This is a genomic window from Pseudomonas sp. J380, assembly GCF_009827115.1.
GTDB lineage: Bacteria > Pseudomonadota > Gammaproteobacteria > Pseudomonadales > Pseudomonadaceae > Aquipseudomonas > Aquipseudomonas paracarnis.
Genome location: NZ_CP043060.1, coordinates 5,862,620 through 5,889,110, shown reverse-complemented (window position 1 = coordinate 5,889,110; position 26,491 = coordinate 5,862,620). Strand labels below are relative to the sequence as shown.

27 protein-coding genes are annotated in these 26,491 nt (G+C 61.0%); 17 read left to right on the top strand and 10 right to left on the bottom strand.

Features of this window, described 5'->3' with window-relative positions; genetic code table 11:
- Position 1: 1 nt before the first annotated feature.
- From FXO12_RS26940 to hemN, 14 genes are all read left to right on the top strand, one after another.
- Entirely contained in the window at positions 2-202 is a 201-nt protein-coding gene (locus tag FXO12_RS26940) for a cbb3-type cytochrome c oxidase subunit 3 (RefSeq protein WP_057976221.1), read from the top strand.
- On the top strand, positions 199-1,146 hold the full coding sequence (gene ccoP, locus FXO12_RS26935; RefSeq protein ID WP_054897851.1) for a cytochrome-c oxidase, cbb3-type subunit III: 948 nt from the start codon (positions 199-201) through the stop codon (positions 1,144-1,146). Before FXO12_RS26940 ends, ccoP (FXO12_RS26935) begins: the two co-directional genes overlap by 4 nt.
- Positions 1,147-1,563: 417 nt before the next feature.
- On the top strand, positions 1,564-3,006 hold the full coding sequence (ccoN, locus tag FXO12_RS26930; protein ID WP_014719443.1) for a cytochrome-c oxidase, cbb3-type subunit I: 1,443 nt from the start codon (positions 1,564-1,566) through the stop codon (positions 3,004-3,006).
- Positions 3,006-3,614, top strand: coding sequence for a cytochrome-c oxidase, cbb3-type subunit II (gene ccoO / locus FXO12_RS26925; protein ID WP_003193167.1), 609 nt, complete (start codon positions 3,006-3,008; stop codon positions 3,612-3,614). Before ccoN ends, ccoO begins: the two co-directional genes overlap by 1 nt.
- 5 nt (positions 3,615-3,619) lie before the next feature.
- A complete protein-coding gene (locus tag FXO12_RS26920) occupies positions 3,620-3,805 on the top strand; it encodes a CcoQ/FixQ family Cbb3-type cytochrome c oxidase assembly chaperone (protein ID WP_003193169.1) in 186 nt (61 codons plus the stop codon).
- Positions 3,802-4,779, top strand: coding sequence for a cytochrome-c oxidase, cbb3-type subunit III (gene ccoP, locus FXO12_RS26915; protein ID WP_014719444.1), 978 nt, complete (start codon positions 3,802-3,804; stop codon positions 4,777-4,779). The genes FXO12_RS26920 and ccoP (FXO12_RS26915) overlap by 4 nt, the downstream gene beginning before the upstream one ends.
- 169 nt (positions 4,780-4,948) lie before the next feature.
- Positions 4,949-5,203 (top strand): type II toxin-antitoxin system Phd/YefM family antitoxin, encoded by a 255-nt coding sequence (locus FXO12_RS26910; RefSeq protein ID WP_057976223.1) that lies wholly within the window; start codon positions 4,949-4,951, stop codon positions 5,201-5,203.
- Positions 5,203-5,613, top strand: coding sequence for a type II toxin-antitoxin system VapC family toxin (locus FXO12_RS26905; protein WP_057976224.1), 411 nt, complete (start codon positions 5,203-5,205; stop codon positions 5,611-5,613). The genes FXO12_RS26910 and FXO12_RS26905 overlap by 1 nt, the downstream gene beginning before the upstream one ends.
- A gap of 207 nt (positions 5,614-5,820) precedes the next feature.
- Positions 5,821-7,224, top strand: coding sequence for a cytochrome c oxidase accessory protein CcoG (gene ccoG, locus FXO12_RS26900; protein WP_057976226.1), 1,404 nt, complete (start codon positions 5,821-5,823; stop codon positions 7,222-7,224).
- Positions 7,225-7,238: 14 nt separating this feature from the next.
- Positions 7,239-7,778 carry a FixH family protein gene (locus FXO12_RS26895; protein ID WP_014719446.1) on the top strand — a complete coding sequence of 180 codons (540 nt, stop codon included), beginning with the start codon at positions 7,239-7,241 and terminating at the stop codon, positions 7,776-7,778.
- A 125-nt stretch (positions 7,779-7,903) separates the two neighbouring features.
- Positions 7,904-10,354, top strand: a complete 2,451-nt coding sequence (locus FXO12_RS26890; protein ID WP_057976228.1) for a heavy metal translocating P-type ATPase — start codon at positions 7,904-7,906, stop codon at positions 10,352-10,354.
- A gap of 22 nt (positions 10,355-10,376) precedes the next feature.
- Positions 10,377-10,589 carry a cbb3-type cytochrome oxidase assembly protein CcoS gene (gene ccoS / locus FXO12_RS26885; protein ID WP_054898601.1) on the top strand — a complete coding sequence of 71 codons (213 nt, stop codon included), beginning with the start codon at positions 10,377-10,379 and terminating at the stop codon, positions 10,587-10,589.
- Positions 10,582-11,265 (top strand): sulfite exporter TauE/SafE family protein, encoded by a 684-nt coding sequence (locus tag FXO12_RS26880; protein WP_057976230.1) that lies wholly within the window; start codon positions 10,582-10,584, stop codon positions 11,263-11,265. The genes ccoS and FXO12_RS26880 overlap by 8 nt, the downstream gene beginning before the upstream one ends.
- 103 nt (positions 11,266-11,368) lie before the next feature.
- On the top strand, positions 11,369-12,751 hold the full coding sequence (hemN, locus tag FXO12_RS26875; protein WP_034128394.1) for an oxygen-independent coproporphyrinogen III oxidase: 1,383 nt from the start codon (positions 11,369-11,371) through the stop codon (positions 12,749-12,751).
- Here hemN and FXO12_RS26870 read toward each other — a convergent pair whose 3' ends face one another.
- Positions 12,752-13,219 carry a FlxA-like family protein gene (locus tag FXO12_RS26870; RefSeq protein ID WP_080757733.1) on the bottom strand — a complete coding sequence of 156 codons (468 nt, stop codon included), beginning with the start codon at positions 13,217-13,219 and terminating at the stop codon, positions 12,752-12,754.
- A 152-nt stretch (positions 13,220-13,371) separates the two neighbouring features.
- On the opposite strand from FXO12_RS26870, the gene fnr reads away from it, so the two are divergent.
- Together fnr and FXO12_RS26860 are read left to right on the top strand one after the other, a co-directional pair.
- Positions 13,372-14,106: a fumarate/nitrate reduction transcriptional regulator Fnr gene (gene fnr / locus FXO12_RS26865; protein ID WP_005790290.1), complete on the top strand. Its 735-nt coding sequence runs from the start codon at positions 13,372-13,374 to the stop codon at positions 14,104-14,106.
- 76 nt (positions 14,107-14,182) lie between these two features.
- Positions 14,183-14,731: an adenine phosphoribosyltransferase gene (locus FXO12_RS26860; protein ID WP_034128393.1), complete on the top strand. Its 549-nt coding sequence runs from the start codon at positions 14,183-14,185 to the stop codon at positions 14,729-14,731.
- Positions 14,732-14,839: 108 nt separating this feature from the next.
- On the opposite strand, the gene FXO12_RS26855 is transcribed toward FXO12_RS26860, so the two are convergent.
- The 6 genes from FXO12_RS26855 to FXO12_RS26830 all read right to left on the bottom strand — a co-directional run bounded on the left by FXO12_RS26855 (position 14,840) and on the right by FXO12_RS26830 (position 21,526).
- Positions 14,840-15,988, bottom strand: a complete 1,149-nt coding sequence (locus FXO12_RS26855; RefSeq protein ID WP_057976231.1) for an acyl-CoA dehydrogenase family protein — start codon at positions 15,986-15,988, stop codon at positions 14,840-14,842.
- A gap of 218 nt (positions 15,989-16,206) precedes the next feature.
- Positions 16,207-16,809: a recombination mediator RecR gene (gene recR / locus FXO12_RS26850; protein ID WP_014719453.1), complete on the bottom strand. Its 603-nt coding sequence runs from the start codon at positions 16,807-16,809 to the stop codon at positions 16,207-16,209.
- Positions 16,810-16,875: 66 nt separating this feature from the next.
- Positions 16,876-17,910, bottom strand: a complete 1,035-nt coding sequence (locus tag FXO12_RS26845; RefSeq protein WP_057976405.1) for an NADP-dependent oxidoreductase — start codon at positions 17,908-17,910, stop codon at positions 16,876-16,878.
- 139 nt (positions 17,911-18,049) lie between these two features.
- Complete coding sequence (locus FXO12_RS26840) at positions 18,050-18,388, bottom strand: YbaB/EbfC family nucleoid-associated protein (protein WP_003193199.1); 339 nt, start codon at positions 18,386-18,388, stop codon at positions 18,050-18,052.
- Positions 18,389-18,431: 43 nt separating this feature from the next.
- Positions 18,432-20,507, bottom strand: a complete 2,076-nt coding sequence (dnaX, locus tag FXO12_RS26835) for a DNA polymerase III subunit gamma/tau (RefSeq protein ID WP_054898606.1) — start codon at positions 20,505-20,507, stop codon at positions 18,432-18,434.
- 77 nt (positions 20,508-20,584) lie between these two features.
- The gene (locus FXO12_RS26830; protein WP_057976235.1) at positions 20,585-21,526 is read right to left on the bottom strand and encodes a DMT family transporter; all 942 of its coding nucleotides are present in this window, start codon (positions 21,524-21,526) and stop codon (positions 20,585-20,587) included.
- A 98-nt stretch (positions 21,527-21,624) separates the two neighbouring features.
- Between FXO12_RS26830 and FXO12_RS26825 the strand changes: the two genes are divergently transcribed.
- On the top strand, positions 21,625-22,488 hold the full coding sequence (locus FXO12_RS26825; protein ID WP_060772981.1) for a LysR family transcriptional regulator: 864 nt from the start codon (positions 21,625-21,627) through the stop codon (positions 22,486-22,488).
- 141 nt (positions 22,489-22,629) lie between these two features.
- Here FXO12_RS26825 and FXO12_RS26820 read toward each other — a convergent pair whose 3' ends face one another.
- The 3 genes from FXO12_RS26820 to FXO12_RS26810 form a co-directional block, all read right to left on the bottom strand.
- Positions 22,630-23,220 (bottom strand): hypothetical protein, encoded by a 591-nt coding sequence (locus tag FXO12_RS26820; RefSeq protein ID WP_034128387.1) that lies wholly within the window; start codon positions 23,218-23,220, stop codon positions 22,630-22,632.
- Position 23,221: 1 nt separating this feature from the next.
- Positions 23,222-24,268 carry an N-acetylmuramidase family protein gene (locus FXO12_RS26815; protein ID WP_034128386.1) on the bottom strand — a complete coding sequence of 349 codons (1,047 nt, stop codon included), beginning with the start codon at positions 24,266-24,268 and terminating at the stop codon, positions 23,222-23,224.
- A gap of 158 nt (positions 24,269-24,426) precedes the next feature.
- A complete protein-coding gene (locus tag FXO12_RS26810; protein ID WP_057976239.1) occupies positions 24,427-26,388 on the bottom strand; it encodes a hypothetical protein in 1,962 nt (653 codons plus the stop codon).
- Between the last annotated feature and the right edge of the window lie 103 nt (positions 26,389-26,491).

The following is a 26,491-nucleotide window of genomic DNA, read 5'->3' as shown; positions in this document are numbered from 1 at the left end:
CATGGGATTTGAATTCGATGCAGGCACCATCCGCGGCCTTGGCACGCTGGTGGTCGCTATCGCCTTTATCGGCCTGTCGCTGTGGGTGTTCAACAACCGCCGCAACGCGGAATTCGAGCAGGCCCGCCTGCTGCCGTTTGCCGATGAACCTGCCCCACCCGACGCTCATGCAGAGCCAGCCACAAGGAGCACTCGGCCATGACTACGTTCTGGAGTACATGGATCTGCGTATTGACCCTGGGCAGCCTGATCGGCCTGACCTGGCTGTTGGTCGGCACCCGCAAGGGCGAGACCAAGGGCAGCGTCGACCAGACCATGGGCCACGCCTTCGACGGTATCGAGGAATACGACAACCCGCTGCCCCAGTGGTGGTTCATGTTGTTCGCCGGCACCCTGGTGTTTGCCGTCGGCTACCTGATCCTCTACCCGGGCCTGGGCAACTGGAAAGGCGTACTGCCGGGCTATGAAGACGGCTGGACCCAGACCAAGGAATGGGACAAGGAAATGGCCAAGGCCGACGCCAGGTTCGGGCCGATCTTCGCCAAGTTCGCGGCCATGCCGGTGGAAGAAGTCGCCAAGGACCCGCAAGCGTTGAAGATGGGCGGTCGCCTGTTTGCCTCCAACTGTGCGGTGTGCCACGGCTCGGACGCCAAGGGCGCCTATGGCTTCCCCAACCTGGCCGACAACAACTGGCGCTGGGGCGGTTCGGCCGAGGCCATCAAGGCCACCATCCTGAACGGTCGCCACGCGGCGATGCCGGCCTGGGGTGAAGTGCTGGGCGAGGACGGGGTGAAGAACGTCGCCGCCTATGTGCGTCACGACCTGGCCAAGCTGCCGTTGCCCGCCGACAACACCGCCGACCTGGCCGCCGGGCAAGCCGCCTTCAGCACCACTTGCGTGGCGTGTCATGGTCCGCAAGGTCACGGCGTGGAAGCCATGGGTGCGCCCAACCTGACCGAGCCTGCCGGCTTTATCTACGGCACCAGCCTGGCGCAGTTGCAGCAGACCATCCGCCATGGTCGCCAGGGCCAGATGCCGGCCCAGGACGTGCTGCAAGGCAATGACAAGGTGCACTTGCTGGCGGCTTACGTGTACAGCCTGTCCCATAACGCTGAAGGCGCAACGCCAGACAGCCAACCGCAGTAAAAGCTCTACCTGTGGCGAGGGAGCTTGCTCCCGCTGGAGTGCGAAGCGCTCCCACGATTTTGGGGCCGCTACGCAGCCCAACGGGAGCAAGCGCCCTCGCCACAGGCATAAGTCGCGACCAAGTGTCGCACCCCTTCCAAACCCAACTTTCCCCTCCTCCTATTCGGGTCTACGCTTGTTCCCACAGTGGAGCAATTCTGGCGTAGGCGACGGTATCCGTTGCGCCCTCTAAAATTCCTGTCCACTTGATCAGCTTTCTATTTCGGTCTTTATCCTTACACCAAACATGGAAAGGGCGCAGAATCTGGCGTGGAACGCATTGATACAGGTCAGCCATTGCGTTGCAATGGCCCCTCGGTTTCTACATACTTGCGGCCGATTTTACCTATAAAAAAACCTAAACCGTGGAACCTTAGAATGAGCACAGCAATCAGTCCGACTGCTTATAACTATAAGGTAGTCCGCCAGTTCGCCATCATGACGGTGGTCTGGGGGATCCTTGGCATGGGGCTCGGGGTGTTCATCGCCTCGCAACTGGTTTGGCCGCAATTGAATTTCGACCTGCCCTGGACGACTTTCGGCCGCCTGCGCCCACTGCACACCAACCTGGTGATCTTCGCCTTCGGCGGATGTGCACTGTTTGCCACCTCCTACTATGTCGTGCAGCGCACCTGCCAGACGCGACTGATTTCCGATGGTCTGGCCGCCTTCACCTTCTGGGGCTGGCAGGCCGTCATCGTCGGCGCCATCATCAGCCTGCCCCTGGGCTACACCACTACCAAGGAATACGCCGAGCTGGAATGGCCGATCGCCATTTTGCTTGCCATCGTGTGGGTGACCTACGGCCTGGTGTTCTTCGGCACCATCGTCAAGCGCAAGACCAAGCACATCTACGTGGGCAACTGGTTCTACGGGGCCTTTATCGTGGTCACGGCGATGCTGCACATCGTCAACCACGCCTCCCTGCCGGTGAACCTGTTCAAGTCCTATTCGGCCTATTCCGGCGCAACGGACGCGATGATCCAGTGGTGGTACGGCCACAACGCCGTAGGCTTCTTCCTCACCACCGGTTTCCTGGGGATGATGTACTACTTCGTGCCCAAGCAGGCCGAGCGTCCGATCTACTCTTATCGCCTGTCCATCGTGCACTTCTGGGCGCTGATCACCCTCTACATCTGGGCCGGCCCTCACCACTTGCACTACACCGCCCTGCCGGATTGGGCACAGTCCCTGGGCATGGCGATGTCGATCATCCTGCTGGCGCCAAGCTGGGGCGGCATGATCAACGGCATGATGACCCTCTCGGGCGCCTGGCATAAGCTGCGCACCGACCCGATCCTGCGGTTTCTGGTGGTGTCCCTGGCGTTCTACGGCATGTCGACCTTTGAAGGTCCGATGATGGCGATCAAGACCGTCAACTCGCTGTCCCACTACACCGACTGGACCATCGGCCATGTACACGCCGGGGCGCTGGGCTGGGTGGCGATGATCTCCATCGGCGCGCTGTACCACATGATCCCCAAACTGTTCGGCCGCGTGCAGATGCACAGCGTCGGGCTGATCAACGCACACTTCTGGCTGGCCACTATCGGCACCGTGCTCTACATCGCCTCGATGTGGGTCAACGGCATCACCCAGGGCCTGATGTGGCGTGCGATCAACGATGACGGCACCCTCACCTACTCCTTCGTCGAAGCGCTGCAAGCCAGCCACCCGGGCTTTATCGTACGTGCCCTGGGCGGTGCGTTCTTTGCCAGCGGCATGCTGTTGATGGCCTACAACGTCTGGCGCACCGTGCGTGCCAGCGACCCTGTAGAAGCCGAAGCCGCCGCCAAGATCGCCGTTGTGGGAGCTCACTGATGAAGCATGAAGTAGTCGAGAAGAACATCGGCCTGCTGGCCTTCTTCATGGTCATCGCCGTGAGCATCGGCGGCCTGACCCAAATCGTCCCACTGTTTTTCCAGGACGTGACCAACAAGCCGGTCGAAGGCATGAAGCCGCGCACCGCCCTCGAACTGGAAGGCCGCGACGTCTACATCGCCAACGGTTGCGTGGGCTGCCACTCGCAGATGATCCGCCCGTTCCGCGCCGAAACCGAACGCTACGGCCACTACTCGGTCGCCGGTGAAAGCGTGTGGGACCACCCGTTCCTGTGGGGTTCCAAGCGCACCGGCCCGGACCTGGCCCGTGTGGGTGGGCGTTACTCCGATGACTGGCAGCGTGCGCACCTGTACAACCCGCGCAACGTGGTGCCTGAGTCGAAAATGCCGGCGTACCCGTTCCTCGTGGAAAACAAGCTCGACGGCAAGGACACCGCGAAGAAGATGGAAGTCTTGCGCACCCTGGGCGTGCCCTACACCGACGAAGACATCGCCGGCGCAGCCGCAGCCGTGAAGGGCAAGACCGAAATGGACGCATTGGTGGCCTACCTGCAAGGCCTTGGCACCATCATCAAAAGCAAACGGTGACCTACATGGATATCGGGATGATTCGTGGCCTGGGCACCGTTGTGGTGATGGTGGCCTTTATCGGCCTGGCGTTGTGGGTGTTCAGCCCACGGCGCAAGTCGGAGTTTGACGACGCGACCATGCTGCCCTTTGCAGATGATCCCGAAGCCATCAAGCACGTCGAGCAAGCTTCTAGGAGTAACAAAGAATGACTACGTTCTGGAGTCTGTACGTCACAGTCCTCAGTCTGGGTACCATCTTCGCCCTGACCTGGCTGCTGCTGTCGACCCGCAAGGGCCAGCGCACCGAACAGACGGACGAGACCGTCGGCCACTCGTTTGACGGCATCGAGGAGTACGACAACCCGCTGCCTAAGTGGTGGTTCATGCTGTTTGTCGGCACCATCGTCTTCGCCCTTGGTTACCTGGTGCTCTACCCTGGCCTGGGCAACTGGAAGGGTCTGCTGCCAGGCTACAACTACCTCGACAACGACAAGCAAACCCCGTTCGCCAACGGCCAGACCGGCTGGACCGGCGTGCACGAATGGGAAAAGGAAATGGCCAGGTCGGAGGCCAAGTTCGGGCCGATCTTCGCCAAGTTCGCATCGATGCCCATTGAAGAAGTCGCCAAGGACCCGCAAGCCTTGAAGATGGGCGGTCGGCTGTTTGCCTCCAACTGCTCGGTGTGCCACGGCTCCGACGCCAAGGGCGCCTACGGCTTTCCCAACCTGACCGACGCCGACTGGCGCTGGGGTGGCGAACCCAACACCATCAAGGAAACCATCATGAAGGGCCGCCACGCGGTGATGCCAGGCTGGGCCGAAGTCATCGGCGAGCAAGGCGTGGCTGACGTAGCAGGCTTTGTGGTGACCCAACTCGATGGTCGCAAACTGCCGGAAGGTGCCAAGGCCGATGTGGCCAACGGTGAGAAACTCTTCGCCGCCAACTGCGTGGCCTGCCACGGCCCGGCCGGTAAAGGCACCCCCGCCATGGGCGCGCCGGACCTGACGCATCCGGGGGCGTTCATCTACGGTTCAAGCTTTGCGCAACTGCAGCAGACCATCCGTTATGGCCGCCAGGGCCAGATGCCCGCGCAGGAGCAGTTGCAGGGCAATGACAAGGTGCACTTGCTTGCGGCGTATGTGTATAGCTTGTCGCATGGGGATAAGAAGGCTGAGGAGCAGTAAGACCTCTGAAACAATAATGGAGCCCCGCGCAGCGAATGCTGGCGGGGCTTTTTTGTTTTAGCTGCGAAACTTTCAAAGCCAAATCTACCGTTCGTAGCCTCAACCTTGCCGCGCGCACTCGCCAAGTAGTAACGTAACTACATTCACTCCAGCGAAGGGGACCTACCCCATGACCATCACGACCATTTCCAGCCGCGAATTCAACCAAGACACAAGTGGTGCCAAAAAAGCCGCCCGCAAAGGGCCGGTTTTTATCACTGATCGCGGCAAGCCTGCCCATGTACTGCTAAGCATTGAGGACTACCAGAAGCTGACAGGTCTGAATGCCGACATCGTTGACCTGTTGGTGATGCCGGAAGCGGCCGCTATCGACTTCGAAACCGAACGTGCCGTGATCATTCATCGACCCGTGGACTTTTCTTGATGTATTTACTCGACACGAATGTGATCTCTGAACTGCGTAAACCTCAGGCTGATTCAAATGTCGTGGCGTGGGCAAAAAGTGTGGTGGCTCCACGTATGTTTATTTCGGCGATCACGCTGAAGGAATTGGAAACCGGAGTCCTGCGAATTGAGCGGCGAGACCCGGCGCAGGGGAAGGTGCTGAGAGCCTGGCTCAAGCGTCATGTGATGCCCGCCTTTGATGCCAGAATCCTGCCCGTCGATGCAGCGGTCGCGTTGCGTTGCGCACACTTGCATGTACCCGACCGAGCCAACGAAAGTGATTCATTGATTGCCGCAACTGCGCTGGTTCATGGGCTCACCGTCGTCACGCGCAACATCAGCGACTTCCAATCGAGCGGCGTTGCACTGATCAATCCATGGGACGAATGACCGGCTTACCGACAAAAACCGTCCATACTTGCCAAGTCAATTGATCCAGGTCACGTACACCATCAATTGATTTCCCCCAACGCGACCAAAGGTCGCACCCTTTGCGCACCATCGGGGGCGTATCATTAGGCCACTGCAACACCCTTAATTTGACCCCGGCTGGCACGTACTGGCCGAGGCAAATCTCCACCGCCGTGGGATGCAATGATGAGCGACCAGATACCGGTACATGACGTTACCCCGCCTGCCAAGACCGTCGACCTCTACGCTTCGAGAGAGAAGATCTACACCCGCGCCTTCACTGGCTTGTTCCGCAACTTGCGCATGGTCGGCGGTGCCGCTCTGTTCCTGTTGTACTTCGGCACGGTGTGGCTGAATTGGGGCGGTCACCAGGCGGTGTGGTGGAACCTGCCGGAGCGTAAATTCTTTATTTTCGGCGCAACGTTCTGGCCTCAGGATTTCATCCTGCTGTCGGGCATTCTCATTGTCGCGGCATTTGGCCTGTTCTTTATCACCGTATACGCCGGGCGTGTGTGGTGCGGCTATACCTGCCCACAGAGCGTGTGGACATGGATCTTCATGTGGTGCGAAAAGGTCACCGAAGGCGACCGCAACCAGCGCATCAAGCTCGACAAAGCGCCCATGAGCGCCAACAAATTCCTGCGCAAGTTCAGCAAGCACAGCCTGTGGCTGCTGATCGGCTTTGCCACCGGCATCACCTTCGTCGGCTACTTCTCGCCGATTCGCGAACTGGTGTTCGACTTTTTCACTGGCCAGGCCGATGGCTGGTCGTATTTCTGGGTGGGTTTCTTCACCCTCGCCACCTACGGCAACGCCGGCTGGCTGCGTGAGCAGGTGTGCATCTACATGTGCCCCTATGCGCGCTTCCAGAGCGTGATGTTCGACAAGGACACCTTGATCGTGTCCTATGATCCGCGCCGTGGCGAAGTGCGTGGCCCACGTAAAAAGGGTACCGACTACAAGGCCCAGGGCCTGGGCGACTGCATCGACTGCACGATGTGCGTGCAGGTGTGCCCTACCGGTATCGATATCCGCGACGGGCTGCAAATCGAGTGCATCGGTTGCGCCGCCTGTATCGATGCCTGCGACAACATCATGGACAAGATGGAGTACCCACGCGGCCTGATCAGCTACACCACCGAACACAACCTTTCGGGGCAGAAAACCCATAAGCTGCGCCCGCGCCTGATCGGTTACGCCCTGGTGTTGCTGGCGATGATCAGCCTGTTGGTGTCGGCCTTCTTCATGCGCTCGCTGGTAGGTTTCGACGTCAGCAAAGACCGCGTGCTGTATCGCGAGAACGCCGAAGGGCGCATCGAAAACGTCTACAGCCTGAAGATCATGAACAAAGACCAGCGCGACCACACCTACGTGCTCGACGCCGCTGGCCTGCCAGACCTCAAGCTGCAAGGCCGGCGCGAAATCAAAGTGGCCGCCGGCGATATCGTCAGCATGCCGGTGGAGTTGTCGAGTGCGCCCGAGCAGTTGCCGTCGAGCACCAACGAGGTGACCTTCATCCTCGAAGACGCCGATGACACCAGCGTCCATATTGAAGCCAAGAGCCGATTCATCGGCCCACAAGTCCGTTAACAGGGAACATACGCATGCCCGCAACTACTGCCGCCAGCCCTTGGTACAAGCACCTCTGGCCCTGGATCATCATCGCGATTCTGGCCTGCTCGGTGACCCTGACCTTGTCCATGGTGACCATCGCAGTGAACAACCCGGACAATCTGGTCAACGACAACTACTACGAGGCCGGCAAAGGCATCAACCGTTCCCTGGACCGCGAACGCCTGGCCCAGACCCTGCAACTGCGCGGCAAGCTGCACCTGGACGAACTGACCGGCGAGGTCGAGCTGCAACTGACTGGCTACAGCAATCCAAATACCCTGGAGCTGAACCTGATCTCCCCGACCCAGCCAGAGAAGGATCGCAAGATCAACCTCACCCGCAGCGACAGCGAGCCCGGCCGCTACATTGGCCAGGTCACCGACAAGGTCGAAGGTCGCCGTTTCGTGGAACTGCTTGGCGTGGAAGGCGGCAACACCTGGCGCCTGTTCGAAGAGGAAGAGGTCAGCCATGACAAGGATTTGTTGCTGGGTGACGAACCGTTGCAGGGCGCTGAAGACTTGAAGAAGTAGACGATGATCGTTCCCACGCTCTGCGTGGTAACGCCTTGCTGGACGCTCTGCGTCCGCTTTGTGACGCAGAGCGTCACGGGCAACATTCCCACGCAAAGCGTGGGAACGATCTGCGGAACCGAGTAATGACCCAACCCACCCCCTGCTACCACTGCGCCCTACCCGTCCCCTCCGGAAGCCGGTTCACCGCCCAGATCCTCGGCGAACGCCGCGAACTCTGCTGCCCGGGCTGCCAGGCCGTGGCCGAGGCGATAGTGGCCGGCGGGCTGGAAAGCTATTACCAACACCGCAGCGAAGCCTCGGCCAACCCCGAGGCGCTCCCCGTGCAATTGGTGGACGAGCTGGCGCTGTACGATCGCGCCGATGTGCAAAAACCCTTTGTCCGCCATCAAGGCGACCTGGCCGAAACCACCTTGCTGATGGAAGGCATCAGTTGCGCCGCCTGCGGCTGGTTGATCGAGAAACACCTGCGCAGCCTGCCTGCGGTGGCCGAAGCGCGATTGAACCTGTCCAACCACCGCCTGCACGTGCGCTGGGCCGATGGGCAATTGCCGTTGAGCCAACTGCTCAGCGAGCTGCGCCATATCGGTTACGCCGCCCACCCTTACCAGGCCGACCGCGCCGCCGAACAATTGGCCAGCGAGAATCGACTGGCCCTGCGACAACTGGGAGTCGCCGGCTTGCTGTGGTTCCAAGCCATGATGGCAACCATGGCCACCTGGCCGGAATTCAATATTGACCTGAGCCCGGAGCTGCACATCATCCTGCGCTGGGTCGCAATGTTTCTCACCACGCCCATCGTGTTCTACAGCTGCGCGCCCTTCTTCAAAGGCGCCCTGCGTGACCTGCGCACGCGCCACCTGACCATGGACGTGTCGGTGTCCCTGGCGATTGGCGGCGCGTACCTGGCCGGCATCTGGACCGCGATCACTGGCGTAGGCGAGTTGTATTTCGATGCCGTGGGCATGTTTGCCCTGTTCCTGCTGGCCGGACGCTACCTTGAGCGCCGCGCCCGGGAGCGTACTGCCGCAGCCACCGCCCAACTGGTCAACCTGTTGCCCGCCTCCTGCCTGCGCCTCAAGGACAATGGCCAGAGCGAACGCATCCTGCTCAGCGAGTTGGCACTGGGTGATCGTGTGCTGGTGCATCCCGGTGCGGTGCTGCCGGCGGATGGGGTGATTCTCGACGGCCAATCCAGCATTGATGAATCCCTGCTGACCGGCGAGTACCTGCCGCAACCTCGGCGCACGGGTGAGAGCGTCACGGCCGGCACGCTGAATGTCGAAGGCGCGCTGACCGTCCAAGTACGCGCCCTGGGGCATGACACGCGCCTGTCCGCCATCGTGCGCCTGCTGGAGCGCGCCCAGGCCGAGAAGCCGCGCCTGGCGCAGATCGCCGACCGCGCTGCGCAGTGGTTCTTGTTGTGCTCGCTGATCGCCGCCGCACTGATCGGCCTGCTGTGGTGGGAGCTGGACCCCACCCGGGCGTTCTGGATTGTGCTGGCGATGCTGGTGGCGACCTGTCCGTGCGCCCTGTCGCTGGCCACGCCCACCGCCCTTACCGCCGCCACCGGTACCTTGCACAGTCTCGGGTTACTGCTGACCCGCGGCCATGTGCTGGAGGGCCTGAACCAGATTGATACGGTGATTTTCGACAAGACCGGCACCCTCACCGAAGGGCGCCTGGCGTTGCGCGCCATCCGGCCCCTCGGCGCGCTGGACAGCGACCAATGCCTGGGCCTTGCCGCCGCCCTGGAGAACCGCTCCGAACACCCGATTGCCCGTGCCTTCGGCCGTGCGCCGCTGGCCGCCGATGAAGTGCTGAGCACGCAAGGGCTGGGCCTGGAGGGTCGTGTGGGAGAACGTCTGTTGCGCATCGGCCAGCCGGGTTTTGTCTGTGAACTCAGTGGCTGCGCGATTCCCGCCTCGCCGGACGAAGCCGGGCAATGGCTGCTGCTGGGCGACCGCAGCGGGGCGCTGGCCTGGTTCGTACTCGACGACCGTCTGCGCAGCGACGCCCCCGCCTTGCTGGCCGCATGCAAGGCGCGGGGCTGGCGCACGCTGTTGCTCTCCGGCGACAGTTCGCCGATGGTAGCCAGTGTCGCCTCTGAGCTGGGTATCGACGAAGCCCACGGCAGCCTGCGCCCTGACGACAAGCTGCAGGTACTGCAAAACCTGCACAAGGAAGGTCGCAAAGTGCTGATGCTGGGCGATGGGGTCAATGATGTGCCGGTGTTGGCTGCTGCCGATATCAGTGTGGCGATGGGCTCGGCCACCGACCTGGCAAAAACCAGCGCCGATGCGGTGCTGTTGTCCAACCGCCTGGATGCGCTGGTGCAGGCCTTCAGCCTCGCGCGGCGCACCCGCCGAGTGATCATCGAGAACCTGTTGTGGGCCGGGTTGTACAATGGCCTTATGCTGCCGTTCGCCGCCCTGGGTTGGATCACTCCGATCTGGGCGGCCATCGGCATGTCCCTCAGTTCGTTGACCGTGGTACTCAACGCGTTGCGCCTGACTCGCCTGCCGAGCGCGCAAGCCCCGGGTACCGCCCCAGCAACCCGCCCGCTGCCGGCCTGAGCCGCGTGGGCATGGAGTACAGATGCCAGCTCTCTATGTGATGATTCCGGCAGCACTGCTGTTAGTGGGCGTGGCCATCTACATCTTCTTCTGGGCCGTGGACAGCGGCCAGTACGAAGACCTCGATGGCCCGGCCCACAGCGTGCTGTTCGATGACCAGGACCCGAACCACCTGGCCGCCATCGATGAAGCCAACAACCCCGAGCAACCGCCCAAAGAGCCCCCTCATGCTTGAGCTGATGCCCTTGCTGGTCTCGGCGCTGATCCTCGGCCTGCTCGGTGGTGGCCACTGCCTGGGCATGTGCGGTGGGTTGATGGCCGCGCTGACCCTGGCGATTCCCAAGGAACAACGCAGCCGCCGTTTTCGCCTGCTGCTGGCGTACAACCTGGGGCGCATCCTCAGCTATGCCACCGCCGGTTTATTGATCGGCCTGGCCGGCTGGGCGGTGGCCAACAGCCCGGCAGCGATGTTCATGCGTGTGCTCGCCGGCCTGCTGTTGGTCTGCATGGGCCTGTACCTGGCCGGCTGGTGGAGCGGCCTCACCCGTATCGAAAGCCTGGGGCGCGGCCTGTGGCGGCATCTGCAGCCAGTGGCCAACCGTTTGCTGCCGGTGTCCAGCCTGCCCCGCGCCTTGTTGCTGGGTGCGCTGTGGGGCTGGTTGCCGTGCGGGCTCGTCTACAGCACCCTGCTATGGGCGGCGAGCCAGGGCAATGCACTGGACAGCGCCTTGCTGATGCTGGCGTTCGGGCTGGGCACCTGGCCGGTGCTGCTGGCCACCGGGCTGGCCGCCGAACGGGTGACGGCGTTGTTGCGCAAGCGCAGCGTGCGGGTGGCCGGCGGGGTGCTGGTGATGATCTTCGGCCTCTGGACCTTGCCCGGCCCCCATCAGCACTGGCTAATGGGGCATTAACAGGCCCTGTGGCATAGCGCCGCTCCCCGTTGATGCAAATCAACATGCCTTGCCTGCCCTGCCCCTAGACTCGGCCCACTAGCCAATCCGGGGGACCGCCCGCATGCTCGACGCCATTCGTTGGGACACAGATCTGATTCACCGCTACGACTTGGCGGGGCCGCGCTACACGTCCTACCCCACCGCCGTACAATTTGACAGCCAGGTCGGCACCTTCGACCTGCTCCACGCCCTGCGTGACAGCCGAAAGGCAGTGCGGCCACTGTCGCTGTACGTGCATGTACCCTTCTGCGCCAACATTTGCTACTACTGCGCCTGCAACAAGGTGATCACCAAGGACCGGGGGCGCGCCCAGGCCTACCTACAGCGCCTGGAGCAGGAGATCCAATTGGTGGCCTGCCACCTCGACCCGCAGCAACCCGTTGAGCAACTGCATTTCGGCGGCGGTACGCCAACGTTTCTCAGCCACGATGAACTGCGCCAGGTGATGACACGCCTGCGCCAGCATTTCAATTTGCTGGATGATGACTCGGGCGACTACGGCATCGAAATCGACCCGCGCGAAGCCGACTGGGCCACCATGGGCCTGCTACGCGAACTGGGCTTCAACCGCGTGAGCATCGGCCTGCAAGACCTCGACCCCGAGGTGCAACGGGCGGTCAACCGCCTGCAAAGCCTGGAGGAAACCCGCGCCGTGATCGATGCAGCGCGCACCTTGCAATTTCGCTCGATCAATATCGACCTGATCTACGGCCTGCCCAAGCAGTCGCCGTTGAACTTTGCGCGCACCGTGGAGGAAGTTATCCGCTTGCAGCCTGACCGCCTGTCGGTATTCAACTACGCGCACCTGCCGGAACGCTTCATGCCCCAGCGGCGGATCAACACCGACGACCTGCCCTCGCCGGCAGAAAAACTGCTGATGCTGCAAACCACCATCGAACAACTGACCCAGGCCGGTTACCGCTACATCGGCATGGACCACTTTGCGCTGCCGGACGACGAACTGGCGGTGGCCCAGGAAGAAGGCAAGCTGCAGCGCAACTTCCAGGGTTACACCACCCACGGGCACTGCGACCTGATTGGGCTGGGGGTGTCGGCGATCAGCCAGATCGGCGACCTGTATTGCCAGAACAGCAGTGACCTGAACCAGTACCAGAATGCCTTGGCGGGCGCGCAACTGGCGACCAGCCGCGGCCTGGTCTGCACTACGGACGACCGGTTGCGACGGGACGTGATCCAGCAGTTGATCTGCAATTTCAGCCTGGCATTCGAGGGAATCGAACAGGCGTACAACATCGATTTTCGCGGCTATTTTGCCGAGTCATGGCCGCAATTGCAGACAATGGCCGATGATGGCTTGATCGAACTGGACGCTCAGGGCATTCGCGTGCTGCCAGCCGGGCGCTTGTTGGTGCGCTCGGTGTGCATGGTGTTCGATGCCTACCTGGAGCACCAGAACAGGCAACGGTTTTCGCGGGTGATTTGATTACATCGCCAGGGAGGCAGCTTTCATCGAATCCTCGGCACTCATGCCTTTCATCGCCTTGGCCAGCGACGTCTGAGCCGACATCAGGCCAGCCTGCAGCGAACCGATCTCGGTCTGCAGCGCGCTGGCCTTGGCACGCGCCTCTTCAGGGGAAAGATTACTGTCCGCGGCCACCGCCGCCAGTTCGGCCTGTTTTTCGGCGATCTGTTGCTTCAGTTGGCGGATCATTTTCAATACCTGTTTGACGTTGTCTTCCAGGCCACTGTCATCGATGTCCGCATTGCTGCGCTGCTCCACGCCTGCAGCTTTGAATGCCGCAGCGGAAATAGTCACTGTCACACCTTCCACGACCTTGGTTTCAGAAGATTTTTCAAGGGTGGGACCTTCGTCCTTGAGCGCAGTAACCGGCTTCGCGTCAGGCACAACAGGGATGCGAATAGCCGGGTTGTAGGCCGCTATAACAGACATGATCCGAGCTCCGTCTAAGAGATGTGCTCTCTGTATCGACCTCAAGCAACAAATCTTTATACCTGTGCAGGTTTTCTGTACACGCTGGCCTCGCTGCCCCCCAGTGCGTTACCCTTACGTCTTATGTGTGTTTTCCCACAAGGATTTAAGAAATGTCCGAGCCAGTCAAACTGCGCGCTCACAGCCAGGCCCATTGCAAGGATTGCAGCCTGGCCCCCCTCTGCCTGCCACTTTCGTTGAATCTGGAAGACATGGATGCGCTGGACGACATCGTCAAACGCGGCCGCCCACTGAAAAAAGGCGAGTTTCTGTTTCGCCAGGGCGACAAGTTTGATTCCGTCTATGCAGTACGCTCGGGCGCGTTGAAGACCTTCAGCCTCAGCGACGGCGGCGAAGAGCAAATCACCGGTTTCCACCTGCCAAGCGAGTTGGTCGGGCTGTCGGGGATGGACACCGAGATTCATCCGGTGTCGGCCCAGGCCCTGGAAACCACGTCGGTGTGCGAAATTCCTTTCGAGCGCCTGGATGAACTGGCCCTGCAACTGCCGCAATTGCGCCGCCAATTGATGCGCGTGATGAGCCGCGAGATTCGTGACGACCAGCAAATGATGCTGCTGCTGTCGAAGAAAACCGCCGACGAGCGCATCGCCACGTTCCTGGTCAACCTGTCGGCGCGCTTTCGCGCCCGTGGGTTCTCGGCCAACCAGTTCCGCCTGAGCATGTCGCGCAATGAGATCGGTAATTACCTGGGCCTGGCAGTGGAGACCGTGTCCCGCGTGTTTACCCGTTTCCAGCAGAACCAGTTGATTGCCGCCGAGGGTAAAGAAGTGCATATCCTCGACCCGATCCAGCTGTGTGCATTGGCTGGCGGTTCGCTGGAGGTCTGATCCAGGCTGCGGCCGCGCCAATCGGCGAGGCCGCAGGTATACTTCGAGTCCGTTTTCCGCTCTGGACTCCTCGACGATGACTTTTGATTCGTTCGACATCAAATCCCTGATTCGCCCCGTTATCGACTTCCCCAAGCCGGGTGTGATCTTTCGTGACATCACGCCGCTGTTTCAATCGCCCCGCGCCCTGCGCCTGGTGGCCGACAGCTTTGCCCAACGCTATGTCGAAGCCGATTTCACCCATATCGGTGCAATGGATGCCCGTGGCTTCCTGATCGGCTCGATCATCGCCTACCAACTCAACAAGCCGCTCATCCTGTTCCGCAAGCAAGGCAAGCTGCCGGCGGACGTGCTGGCCGAGGGTTACCAGACCGAGTACGGCGAAGCGTTCCTGGAAGTGCACGCCGACAGCCTGTGCGAAGGCGACTCCGTGCTGATGTTCGATGACCTGATCGCCACCGGCGGCACCCTGATTGCGGCGGCGAACCTGGTGCGGCGCATGGGGGCAAAGATCTTTGAAGCCGCGGCGATTATTGATTTGCCGGAGCTGGGTGGCTCGCAGCGGTTGGCAGACATGGGGATTCCGACGTATTGCCTGACGCAGTTCGGGCTGACTGAGAGATAAGCGTCGTCAGTACTGACGCCATCGCGGGCAAGCCCGGCTCCCACCTTGGAATGCATTCTCCTGTGGGAGCCGGGCTTGCCCGCGATGAGGCCGAAAGAACACCCCGGCTTACAACCCCATCTGCTTACTGATGATTTCATTCATCACTTCGCGCGTCCCGCCACCAATCGACAAAATCCGGTTATCGCGATACAGCCGCTCCACCAGACTGCCACGCATATATCCCTGCCCGCCCAATATCTGCACCGCGTCATACGTCACCCGATCAGCGGTATCGGTGGCCAGATTCTTGGCCATGGAAATCTCTTTGATTACGCTCTTGCCGGCGGCCATCTTCGCGGCCTGGCGATAGGTGAACTCGCGGGAAACCTCCACGGCGGTAGCCATTTCCGCCAGGCGATGCTTGAGCACCTGGAATTTGCCGATGGGTTTGCCGAATGCTTCGCGCTGGGCGGCCCACTGGAGGCTTTCCTCCAAGGCCAGTTGCGCGGTCATGTTGGCCATGAGGGCCAAGGCCAGGCGCTCGCTCTGGAAGTTGCCCATGATGCAGGCAAAGCCCATGTTCTCGACACCGACGAGATTGCCCACAGGCACGCGGCAGTCATCGAAGAATAACTCGGCGGTGTCCGACGCCCACCAGCCCATCTTCTTCAGTGGCTGGCCGACGGTAAAACCGGGCGTGTCTTTTTCAATCAGCAGCAGGCTGATGCCACCAAAGCCCGGCCCACCCGTGCGCACGGCCACGGTGTAGAAATCAGCGCGAATGCCGCTGGTGATAAAGGTCTTGGCACCGCTCACGCGGTAATGCTCGCCTTCACGTACGGCGCGGGTTTGCAGGTTGGCTACATCCGAGCCGCCGCTGGGCTCGGTGGCCGCCAGGGCGATGATCTTCTCGCCGGCGAGCACCAGAGGCGCTATGCGCTCACGCACGTCGGGCCGGGCCCATTTGACGATGGGCGGCAGGCCGATATCCAGGGAGCCGAGCCCTGCCACCACGCCGCCGGAGCCGCAGCGCATCAGCTCTTCGCTGGCGGCGACCTTGGCGAACAGATCGCCTTCGTGGCTGCCACCCAGCGTTTCGGGGTAGCCGATGCCCAGAATGCCCGCCGCACCGGCCTTGAGGTAAAGCTCACGGGGAAAGCTCTCAGCTTCCTCCCAGTGCTCGATGCCCGGCAGCATCTCGCGCTCGACAAACCGGCGCACGCTGTCGCGGACCAATTGGTGGCTGGGGTCGAAGTATTCCTGATAGGCAGACATCGGCAAGCTCCATGGCGAGATGGAGCGAACTTACCAAGCGCTTGCTTGGTTATCAAGTCATACACAGGGACTGTGTCTGCGCTAATCCTGTAGGAGCGAGCTTGATCGCGAAAAACGTCAACGATAACGCGTGCTTCCTGAGTGAACGCGGCGCCTATTAGTTTTTCGCGAGCAAGCTCGCTCCTACAGGGTTAGGAAGCTCCAGATTGCAGTGGCTTTTAGAGGGCGATGGGTTTGCGGCCTGCGAACGAGTGCGCCAGGGTGCCGCCGTCCACCAATTCCAGCTCGCCCCCCAACGGTACGCCATGGGCGATCCGTGAAGTAATCAAACCTTTATTGGTCAGCAACTGGGCGATGTAGTGCGCGGTGGCTTCACCTTCCACCGTCGGGTTGGTTGCCAGGATCACTTCGGTAAAGGTGCCCTGCTCTTCGATTCGCGCCACCAGTTGTGGAATACCGATGGCTTCCGGCCCCAAACCGTCGAGCGGCGACAGGTGGCCCTTGAGCACAAAGTAACGCCCGCGGTAACCGGTTTGCTCCACGGCGTACACATCCATCGGCCCTTCCACCACGCACAGCAACGTGTCGTCGCGACGCGGGTCGGCGCATTGCGGGCAGAGTTCTTCTTCGGTGAGGGTGCGGCACTGGCGGCAGTGGCCCACGCCCTCCATGGCCTGGCTCAGGGCCTGGGCCAGGCGGGTGCCGCCGCTGCGGTCACGCTCCAGCAGTTGCAGCGCCATGCGCTGGGCAGTTTTCTGGCCAACGCCGGGCAAGGTGCGCAAGGCGTCGATCAGTTGGCGAATCAGGGGGCTGAAGCTCATGGGCGAAGGGTCCGACAAAACAACGAGACGCGGTTTATACCCGCGCCCCGGATTAGCGTCAAATACTCAATCCTGCGCGACGCGCACCACCAACTTGCCGAAGTTGCGCCCTTCGAGCAGGCCGATAAAGGCTTCGGGCGCCTGCTCCAGGCCGTCGACCACGTCCTCGCGGAACTTGATCTTGCCCTCGCGCACCCAAGGCGCCATGGCACTGAGGAACTCCGGTTGGCGGTCGCCGTAGTCATCGAACACGATAAAGCCCTGGATGCGCACCCGCTTGGTCAGCAAGGTGCGTTGCAGGGCCGGCAAACGGTCAGGGCCGCTGGGCGCTTCATGGGCGTTATAGCCGGCAATCAACCCGCACAGCGGCACGCGCGCTTTGGGGTTGAGCAAAGGCAGCACGGCATCGAAGACTTTACCGCCGACGTTTTCGAAATAAATGTCCACGCCTTTGAAACAGGCCAGGGCCAGCTCATGGGCGAAATCTTCGCTCTTGTGGTCGATACAGGCGTCAAAGCCCAACTCACCCACCACGTAGCGGCACTTGTCTGCGCCACCGGCAATGCCCACCACGCGCAAGCCCTTGAGCTTGGCCACTTGGCCCACCACCGACCCCACCGCGCCAGACGCAGCCGCCACCACCAGGGTTTCCCCGGCCTTGGGCTGGCCGATATCCATCAAGCCCATATAGGCCGTCATGCCCGGCATACCCAGTACGCCCAAGGCCATCGACGGACTCGGCAGGCCCTTGGGCAGCGGGATCAGGTTATGGCCTTCGCAAATGCAGTGGCTTTGCCAGCCGGTGGCGCCGACCACCAGGTCGCCCACTTCGAATTTCGGGTTGCGCGATTGCTCGACACGGCTGACAGCCCCACCGGTCATCACCTCGCCGATTTCCACGGGCGCGGCGTAGGAAGGCGCGTCACTCATGCGTCCACGCATGTAAGGGTCCAGGGACAGGTACAGGGTCTTGAGCAACACCTGACCGTCTGCCAGGTCCGGCAGGCTCACACGTTCCAGGCGAAAGTTTTCCGGCGTGGGTGCGCCTTGAGGGCGTGAGACCAGAACGATGCGTTGGTTGAGCGTCATTTCTTGAGGCATCAGCGGGGCTCCTTTATCGGTGAGTGGTTTCAACGGTATAGGGTGCAGACCATCGGTGAAGGCCTGGGGTTCGATGTTTCGACCGGCCAAAAAAATGCCAGGCGCGATGCCTGGCATTTGAGTCTAGCTAAAGCGTGTATCAGAACGGCAGTTTCATGCCCGGTGGCAGTTGCATGCCAGCGGTCACGCCGGACATTTTGTCCTGGCTGTTGGCTTCGATCTTGCGCACAGCGTCGTTGACGGCTGCGGCGAACAGCGCTTCGAGCATTTCCAGGTCATCTTCACCCACGCCCGGCAATACGCTTGGGTCGATGCTGACACGCTTGATGTCGTGACGACCGGTCATCACCACGCTGACCATATCGCCACCGGCTTTACCGGTGACTTCGGCGTTGGCCAGCTCTTCCTGCATCTTGGCCATTTTTTCCTGCATCTGCTGCGCCTGCTTCATCAGGCCGGCCATGCCACCTTTCATCATGGGAATCACCTCAAAAGTACGTGGATCAATGAGTAGCCCGGTGTCATGACGCTTGGGGCACCGGGGCTTCGACAGGTTCAATAGTATCGTGGCGGACGACCGCACCGAACTGTTGCATCATTTGTTGGATAAGCGGATCTGCGTGGATCGAGTCCTCGGCCTCGCGCTGGCGGTTAAGGCGCCGACGGGTCGCTGCCTGGGCCGGGGTTTCCTGCTCGGGCTTGATCAGCTCGATGGCGATGGTCAGCGTGCGCCCATGGTACTGGTTGAGTGCGTCGTTGAGCCGGCGCTGCTGGGTGGCGTTGAACAAGGCGCTATGGGCCGGGTCCAGGTGCAGCAGCCAGTGGTCGCCTTCGATGGAAATCAGGGTGCAGTTGGCGGCGATACTGCCGGTCATGCCGGAGATCGGCAATTTCGGAAACAATTCCAGCCATTGCAGGGCCAGGCCGGTAGCCGGGGCCGCGGCAGGTTCTGCCTCGGGCTCGGGCGCAGGTTCCGCGGTGTGCTCACTGGCCAAATCGTCCAGGTAGCTGTAGGCCGAATCCATGTCCGGCTCGATGTAGTCTTCGTCCAGCGGCGGTTCGTCGTCCAGGTCAATGCCGGGAGTGGCCGCGTCGACCTGGGCGACCGTCGGTTCAGGAACGGGGGCCGATACCCACTCAGGGGCATCCGGCACCACGCTGTCCGGAGTCGGCGCAGGCATCGGCGTCAGCTCGGGTTGCTCGCCGGTGGTTTCCAGCACGGGCTCCACGGCGGGCTGTTGCTCGGGCTCTACTTGCGCTTCGACCGGGTCATTCCAAGGCAAGTCGACCACGGGCTCGGGCTCGATGACCGGCTCGGGCTCGACCACCGGTGCGACGGCAACCGGCGCAGGTTCGGGCTCAGGTGCCGGCGCAACCGGCTCAGGCACAGCAACCGCAGGCGCAGTAACTACTGGCGCGACAACGGCCGCGCCAGCCACTGGTTTGGCGGAATCAACTGTGGCCTGGCTGATCCCCACTGGCTTTAGCGGCTGTCTCGGTGCGTCTGCCGAATCTGCCGGCCGGAATGCCAGCATGCGCAGCAGCACCATTTCAAAGCCACCCCGAGGGTCGGGTGCCAGGGGCAGGTCGCGGCGACCGATGAGGCCCATCTGGTAGTAGAACTGTACGTCTTCGGCCGGCAAGGCCTGGGCCAGGGCCAATACGCGATCTCGGTCGCCATGGCCGTTGTCCACGCCTTCCGGCAGGGCCTGGGCGATGGCGACGCGATGCAATACGTTGAGGATTTCCGAAAGCACGCCATTCCAGTCCGGGCCTTGCTCCGACAGGTGGCGCACCGCTTCGAGCAACGCCTTGGCGTCTCCTTCGATCAGCGCGTGCAGCACGTCGAACACCTGGCCGTGGTCCAGGGTACCGAGCATGGCGCGCACGTCGGCGGCCATGACCTTGCCTTCACCAAACGCGATGGCCTGGTCGGTGAGGCTCATGGCATCGCGCATCGAACCATCAGCGGCGCGGCCCAGCAACCACAGCGCGTCGTCTTCGAACGGTACGTTCTCGACGCCCAGCACATGGGTCAAATGCTCGACCACACGCTCGGGGGTCATGTTTTTCAGGGAGAACTGCAGGCACCGCGACAAAATCGTTGCCGGAAGTTTCTGCGGGTCGGTGGTGGCCAGGATGAACTTGACGTAGGGCGGCGGCTCTTCCAGGGTTTTCAACAAGGCGTTGAAGGAGTGGCTGGACAGCATGTGCACTTCGTCGATCAGGTAGACCTTGAAGCGGCCACGGCTCGGCGCGTACTGCACGTTGTCCAGCAGCTCGCGGGTGTCTTCGACCTTGGTTCGGCTCGCGGCATCGATCTCGATCAGGTCGACGAAACGCCCTTCGTCGATCTCACGGCACACCGAACAGGTGCCACAAGGCGTCGAGGTAATACCGGTTTCACAATTCAGGCACTTGGCGATGATGCGCGCAATCGTGGTCTTGCCCACCCCACGCGTACCGGTGAACAGGTAGGCATGGTGCAGCCGTTGGCTGTCCAAGGCATTGATCAGAGCCTTGAGCACATGGGTCTGGCCGACCATTTCGCGGAACGAGCGCGGGCGCCATTTACGTGCAAGAACCTGATAACTCATCGAAAACCGTCGCAACTGGGAAGCAGAAGCCGGTAATGCTAGCGGAGCAAGGGGGAAATTGCATCCGGCACGCTCTTCTAATCTGACGAAGCTTGTTCGATTGGCCTCCCGGAGGGCACCTGCGGGCGTTTTGCTGGCACCTTGGGGCGCCAATTCCCTTCCAGACTGATAGCGGCGACACTTGCCAGCACGATCACCGCGCCCAGCATCACCTGCAGGGTGACGTGTTCGCCAAGCAGCGTGGCGGCCATCAGCATGGCAACCGGTGGAATCAGGTACATCGCCACCGACGCACGACTGACCTCGACGTGCTTCAACACGTAACCCCAGGCCAGATAGGCCAAGGCACTGGGAAAAATGCCCAGCACCAGCACGGCAAGATTCTCCACCATCGGTGCCTGCACGATGGCGACGGGCAGGCCCGGCAGGTTCACGCACAGCATCAGGGTGCCGGACCACACCATGTAGCACGCCATCGTCAACGGGCTGTAGCGATGGGCGTAATGTCGCTGAATGGCGAAGTACACACTCCATGAGCAAGCCGCCAACAAGATCAGCAAACCCCGTGGGTTGATATCGCCTATGCCCCGGTCGCCCCAGATCACCACCACTACGCCGGCCAACCCCAACAGCACGCAGCCCCAGCGCCAGGCGCTGACCTGCTCCTTCAAGCACAAAAACGCAATCAACACACTGAACAACGGCGCCGACTGTGCCAACACACTCGACGCTGCCGCCGTCACCCATTGCTGCCCGTAATTGAGACTGGTGTGGTGCAGGAACACCCCGAAAAAGCCCAGCACCAACAACCACGGCAGGTCGCGCAATGGTGGCCGTCCAATTCCCAACACCGAGGCCACGCCGCCCATGAATACCGACGCGATCAAAAACCGCAGCAGCGCCAATTGGCCGGGGCTGTAACTGTGCAGCCCCATGTGCACGCCGATGGGGGAATACGCCCAACAGAGGATGACGCTGGCAATGACTAGCGTAAGCTTCAGAGGTGACGGAGTATTCATCGACAGCATCCACGCAAAAGGAATGCTGCCAGTCTTGGCCCAGGCAAGGCATAGGACAATTAAGCGTTTCTGACTTCTGAAATCATTGGAACTGAGCAATGGAACTGGCCCAACTGAAAATGGTGCGAGCCGTGGCGCAAACCGGCAGCGTGGCCCAGGCTGCGCTGCAATTGCACTGCGTGCCGTCCAATATCACCACGCGCATCAAGCAGCTGGAAAGCGAGTTGGGCACACCGCTGTTTATCCGTGCTGGCCGAGGGCTGGCGATCAGCGCCGCGGGAGAGATCTTCCTGGATTACTGCGAACGTATCCTGGCCTTGGTGGATGAATCCAAACGCGCCGTGGATGCCAGCGCCATTCCCCGTGGCACCTTGCGCATCGGTGCGGTGGAATCCAGCGCCAGCGGGCGCTTGCCGCCGCTACTGGCGGAATACCACCGGCGTTATCCCGATGTCAGCCTGGAACTGGTCACCGGTGCCTGGGCGCAACTGCTGGACGACCTGCAGCACCACCGCCTGGATGTGGCGCTGGTGGCTGCCGGCGGCAAACGCACGAAGCTGGAACAGAGCGTGGTCTACAGCGAGCGCCTGGTGCTGATCGCCAGCGCGTGCAGCGCACCTATCAACAGTGCCGAGGACCTGGCCGGCCGAACCCTGCTGGTGTGGCCGCCGGGCTGCCCTTATCGCGCCGCCCTGGAAAACTGGCTCAAGCCCCATGACATCAAGCCAGCAATCGCCAGCTACGCCAGTTGGGGCACGATCATCGGATGCGTGAGCGCGGGGATTGGCGTGGCGTTGGCACCCGAGGGGATCCTGGCGCGCTATGAACAGGCCAATCAACTGGCATCGTATCGCTTTGAAGCACTGGCGCCCGTGGACAACCTGTTGTTCTGGCACACGGACACCCAGCGGCACCTGGCGCGAGATGCGTTTGCCGGGCTACTGCGCGAGACCTTTGGCTGACACAGTCCTAAATGTGCGACGAAAATCGCCCTGATACCAAGTAGGAGCGAGCTTGCTCGCGAAAAAATCACAAGCGCCGCGTTTATTCAGGAGGCACGCGTTATCGTTGACGTTTTTCGCGAGCAAGCTCGCTCCTACAATTCAGGGCTTCGGCGCAGCCAACCGTGCGTACTGGCCCTGGCTGATCCAGCCTGTGAACGAACGGTCATCAGCGTTGATGAACTCCACCTGCGCCCAGCCGTCCTTGAACGCCAGTACGCCCACCACGTCATGCTTGACGATGTAAGGCCGCTTTGCCGCTTTGGCGCCCGGCGTTTTCAGCAAGTAAGCCTTGTCGGCAGACACCGTCACCAAGCCGATCCATTGTTTGCTGGCGGTCTGGCTCAGCTCCAGGCCGGTGGCGATTTCCGGCATCAGCACATTGATGCAGCCGGGGTGTTGACGGCCCTGCGCCACGGTCAGGGTCACCCCGTCGGACGCCGCTGCCACACTGCCTGGGTAGGCAGCGTCCAGCCAGGTGGTGAGCGCTTCGGGCTTGCCTTGCAAGTAGAACGTGCAACCACGTGCCACACCCTCGCCCATCGATTCCTGGTAGAAACCCTCCACCTGATGCCCCGGCGTCACCGCCAGCATCAGCCCTTCATATTTGCCTGAATGCAACGCCGCCGAGCCGGCCAACGCAGGCGCCACGGCGCACCACGACAACACTCCCATCGCCAGATAACGAATCATCTTATTTCTTCCCTTCAAAGGCTTCGTAGGCTTGTTTCATCAGGACGTCATAGTTGCCGTAATCATCGCCGTTATAGTTTCGGGCCATGGCGGTAAAATCCTTGTTTTTCATGGCGCTCAATAATGCCGAGTTGTGGCTGCAAAGGCTGAGATAGGCTTTGAGTTGGTTACCGGCATTGATCTTTAATGACGCCACGAACTCAAACACCGTCTTGAATCCGCACGCAGCAAAATTGAACCCCATGATTTGAAACATGCCCCAGGAGGCCGACATCAAGGCGGCTTCCTGGTCCAGCGCAAAGGCGGTGGCCATGGTCTCCCAGGCCTTGACCTGATCCTTATTGTTCGTCTGCCATTGCGGGCCGGCTTTTTTCTTGTAGATATACGACAGCAACGGCTGCGACTGGTCGTAGATGTGCTTGGTGTACTTGCGAAAGTGGTGCCCTTCAAAAGCGATGATCGGCAACTTGGCGGGCCCGAACCCCACCTTCCCGCCCGACTCCACCGTGGCGAACGCCTTGACCACATTCACCGAAATGCCGTTGCCCAATTGCTTGGCGGCGTTCTGGAAATCCGTGTCGCTCAATGTCGTCCCGCCATCGCAGGTGGACTGCATCATCAACTGCCGGTTACGCCGCTCGGCCTCGATCACCGCACGCACGCGGTCCAGGTACACATTGACCGTGGCCTGTACCGCATCGACGTTGTTATTGCCGAAAATGTTGAGAAACGTCGGAATGCGCGTATTGGGAAAAGCCCGCACCGGTACCTTCAGCGCCTCTTCGATCAGACTGTTGAACGTCCGCCCGGTGGGGTCGATCACGCCATCGGGATGGGCGTACTTGAGATGGCGAAACTGATACTGGCTGATGCATTGCACCAACTGGCCGTCGCACTTGCCGTTTTCCAGCAAGGCAAACCCCATCTTGGGAATGATCAAATTGAATAAATACTGGATGCACTGAACATCGGCGGGCAAGTTGCGGGCTTTGCCGGGCGTCCCTACCGACGCGCTGATAAGACGAGGCAACCCTTGCAGGCTTTTCATGACAGACATCCTTGTGAGTGAAAGAAGTGATAGCACTTCAATATCAAATCCAAGCCCTTGTCATATTCTGAAACAAGTGGCCGGCGCAAGCTAACAAGGCGGTCTGCGGATTGTCCAGAGGACGTTATGAAAGTTGTGAAACAGCCGGATTAAATCCGTCAGTAACCGTGGGATTCACGGGTCTTTTGATACTTGTGATAGTCGAGCCACTCGACCACATCGTAGGGCAGGTACAACTGCACCCTGGCCCGTGAAATCGCGATATACACCGCACAGAGTCGTTGATCGAACGCGTAAGCGTCCTGGAACTTCACATTGGTCAACAATTCCGGGGTGAGCAGTACCCGGTCGAACTCCATGCCGCCCGCATCCTGCGCCAGCATCAACAGGACGCGCTCGTCCGGATGGCCAATCAACCTGTTCAAACGCGTGACATCCGCCACGTTAAAGCCTTTTTCCAGCTCGGCCTCGACCCACAGAAACGCCTCATCGAACTGGCAGGCTTCGCGCACCTGCTGCCAATCGGCCATGTCGCTGAAAAACGCATGGGGGCCGAGGTCATTGAACTCATTGCTATAGAAATCGGGTTTGAACAACGCGATAACCGTGTCCATGAAATGCTTGAGCGACTGCTGGGCCTCTTTGCTCGCGAGGCCGAACGCACAGCGGGCGTGGCTCAACTGGATCGCCCACTGCATGGTGTCCCAATGGGAAGCGGTCAACACCACGCAACCTTGCGGGGGCACGAAACCCTGCGGATAAAACTCAATGCCGACATCGGCATCGCGCGCGCCCTCGAAAAGCGATTTGCTTTTTTCCGAGTGCAAGCTGATCAACGGGTTGACCAGGCGCTCGACATTGCGCCCGGAACGCACGGAGTAGCACACGTCGGTATGGCGAACCTCACGGGCACGCTTGACCACGCCGCCACTGGCCTGCTGATATTCATCCCCCAAAGTGATCAGCACCTGGCGCCCGCGCTCGATGATTTGCAACAGCGGCGCCGGGATGTCCTGGCTCTCATCGATGAGCACGTGGGTATAGCGCTCGGGCACCACGCAGCCTGCAAGGCTGGCGCGCTTGATCATCAACAAGGCTTCAAACCCGGTATGCCGGCCCCAGGCCGGGTTCGCCTCTAGGTAGCCCCATAACCGGCTGGCATATTCGAGCAGCGCCCTGGCATCGACGCCGGCGAGCGGTTGCTTGAAATGTGGCAAATGCTGGGCCGACAAGCTGTACTCCCAGGAGCGGCAGTAGGCCTCAAGCACCTTGAGGCACACCTCCACCACCGCTTGCCCTTCCAGGCGGCGGAAACCAAAGATATTCAGTTCTTGAGCGAGCGCCTGCTTGGTCGGCACCCTCACCGGCGTATTCAGCGGCTTTGGCCTCGGGCCATGCAACAGAGCATGGGCGAAGTCCTGGAAGGTATGCCCGACCTTACGCTCCCGCGCTCCCACCATGCGCGCACGCAGGGTTTCGAGTTTTGCCGGGGTGCGTGCCAACAGTAAGGTCTTTTCCGGGCGCAGGTGCTCCAGCAAGGCCACCAGCAGGTGACTCTTGCCAATGCCTGCATAGCCTTGAACATGCAGGTCTTCGTTCAGGTTAGCGCGGAAGGTTCTGAGCAGCTTGTCTTGCTCAGCGCTCAACCAGCGCTCGCGATGCCTGGGCGTGATTACCTGCTGGCTGAACGGATCATTGGCCTTGAGGTGGCGGACTTTATACTCGACGTCCCATTTGCCACTGGGCAACAGATAGTCCCGAGCCTGTACTTCCTCCTCCAGCAGAAAGCGCAGCTTCAGGCTTTTGACCACATTGAGGCCGAAGTACAGCTTCCTCTGATCGAACAGCCGCTGCGCTTCAGAGAGCAGGGACACACTGGCCGAATGGCTGGCATCGACTGCCCAGTCAACCAGTTTGGCCAACACTTTTTCAGCACCATTGGCGCTCAGCTCGCTTTCCGGCACCTGCGCCAGGTTCTGGATCACCAGCACCGCCGCCAATTCGGGCTCACTCAGGGCTACAAGCGCATCGAAACCCTCGCCGCCCAACAAACCCGCACAGGTGTGCTCGGTGATCGGCAAGAATACGGGGCTGGATAAGTCGAAATGTTCCGAGTGCATAGAGCCTCGTAGCCTGGGGAAGAGACGCTTGGGAGTATGCCACTAGACGCGAAATGACCGTCATGCACTGTGCAGGAAGCATCACAGATGACTGGCTGAAAAT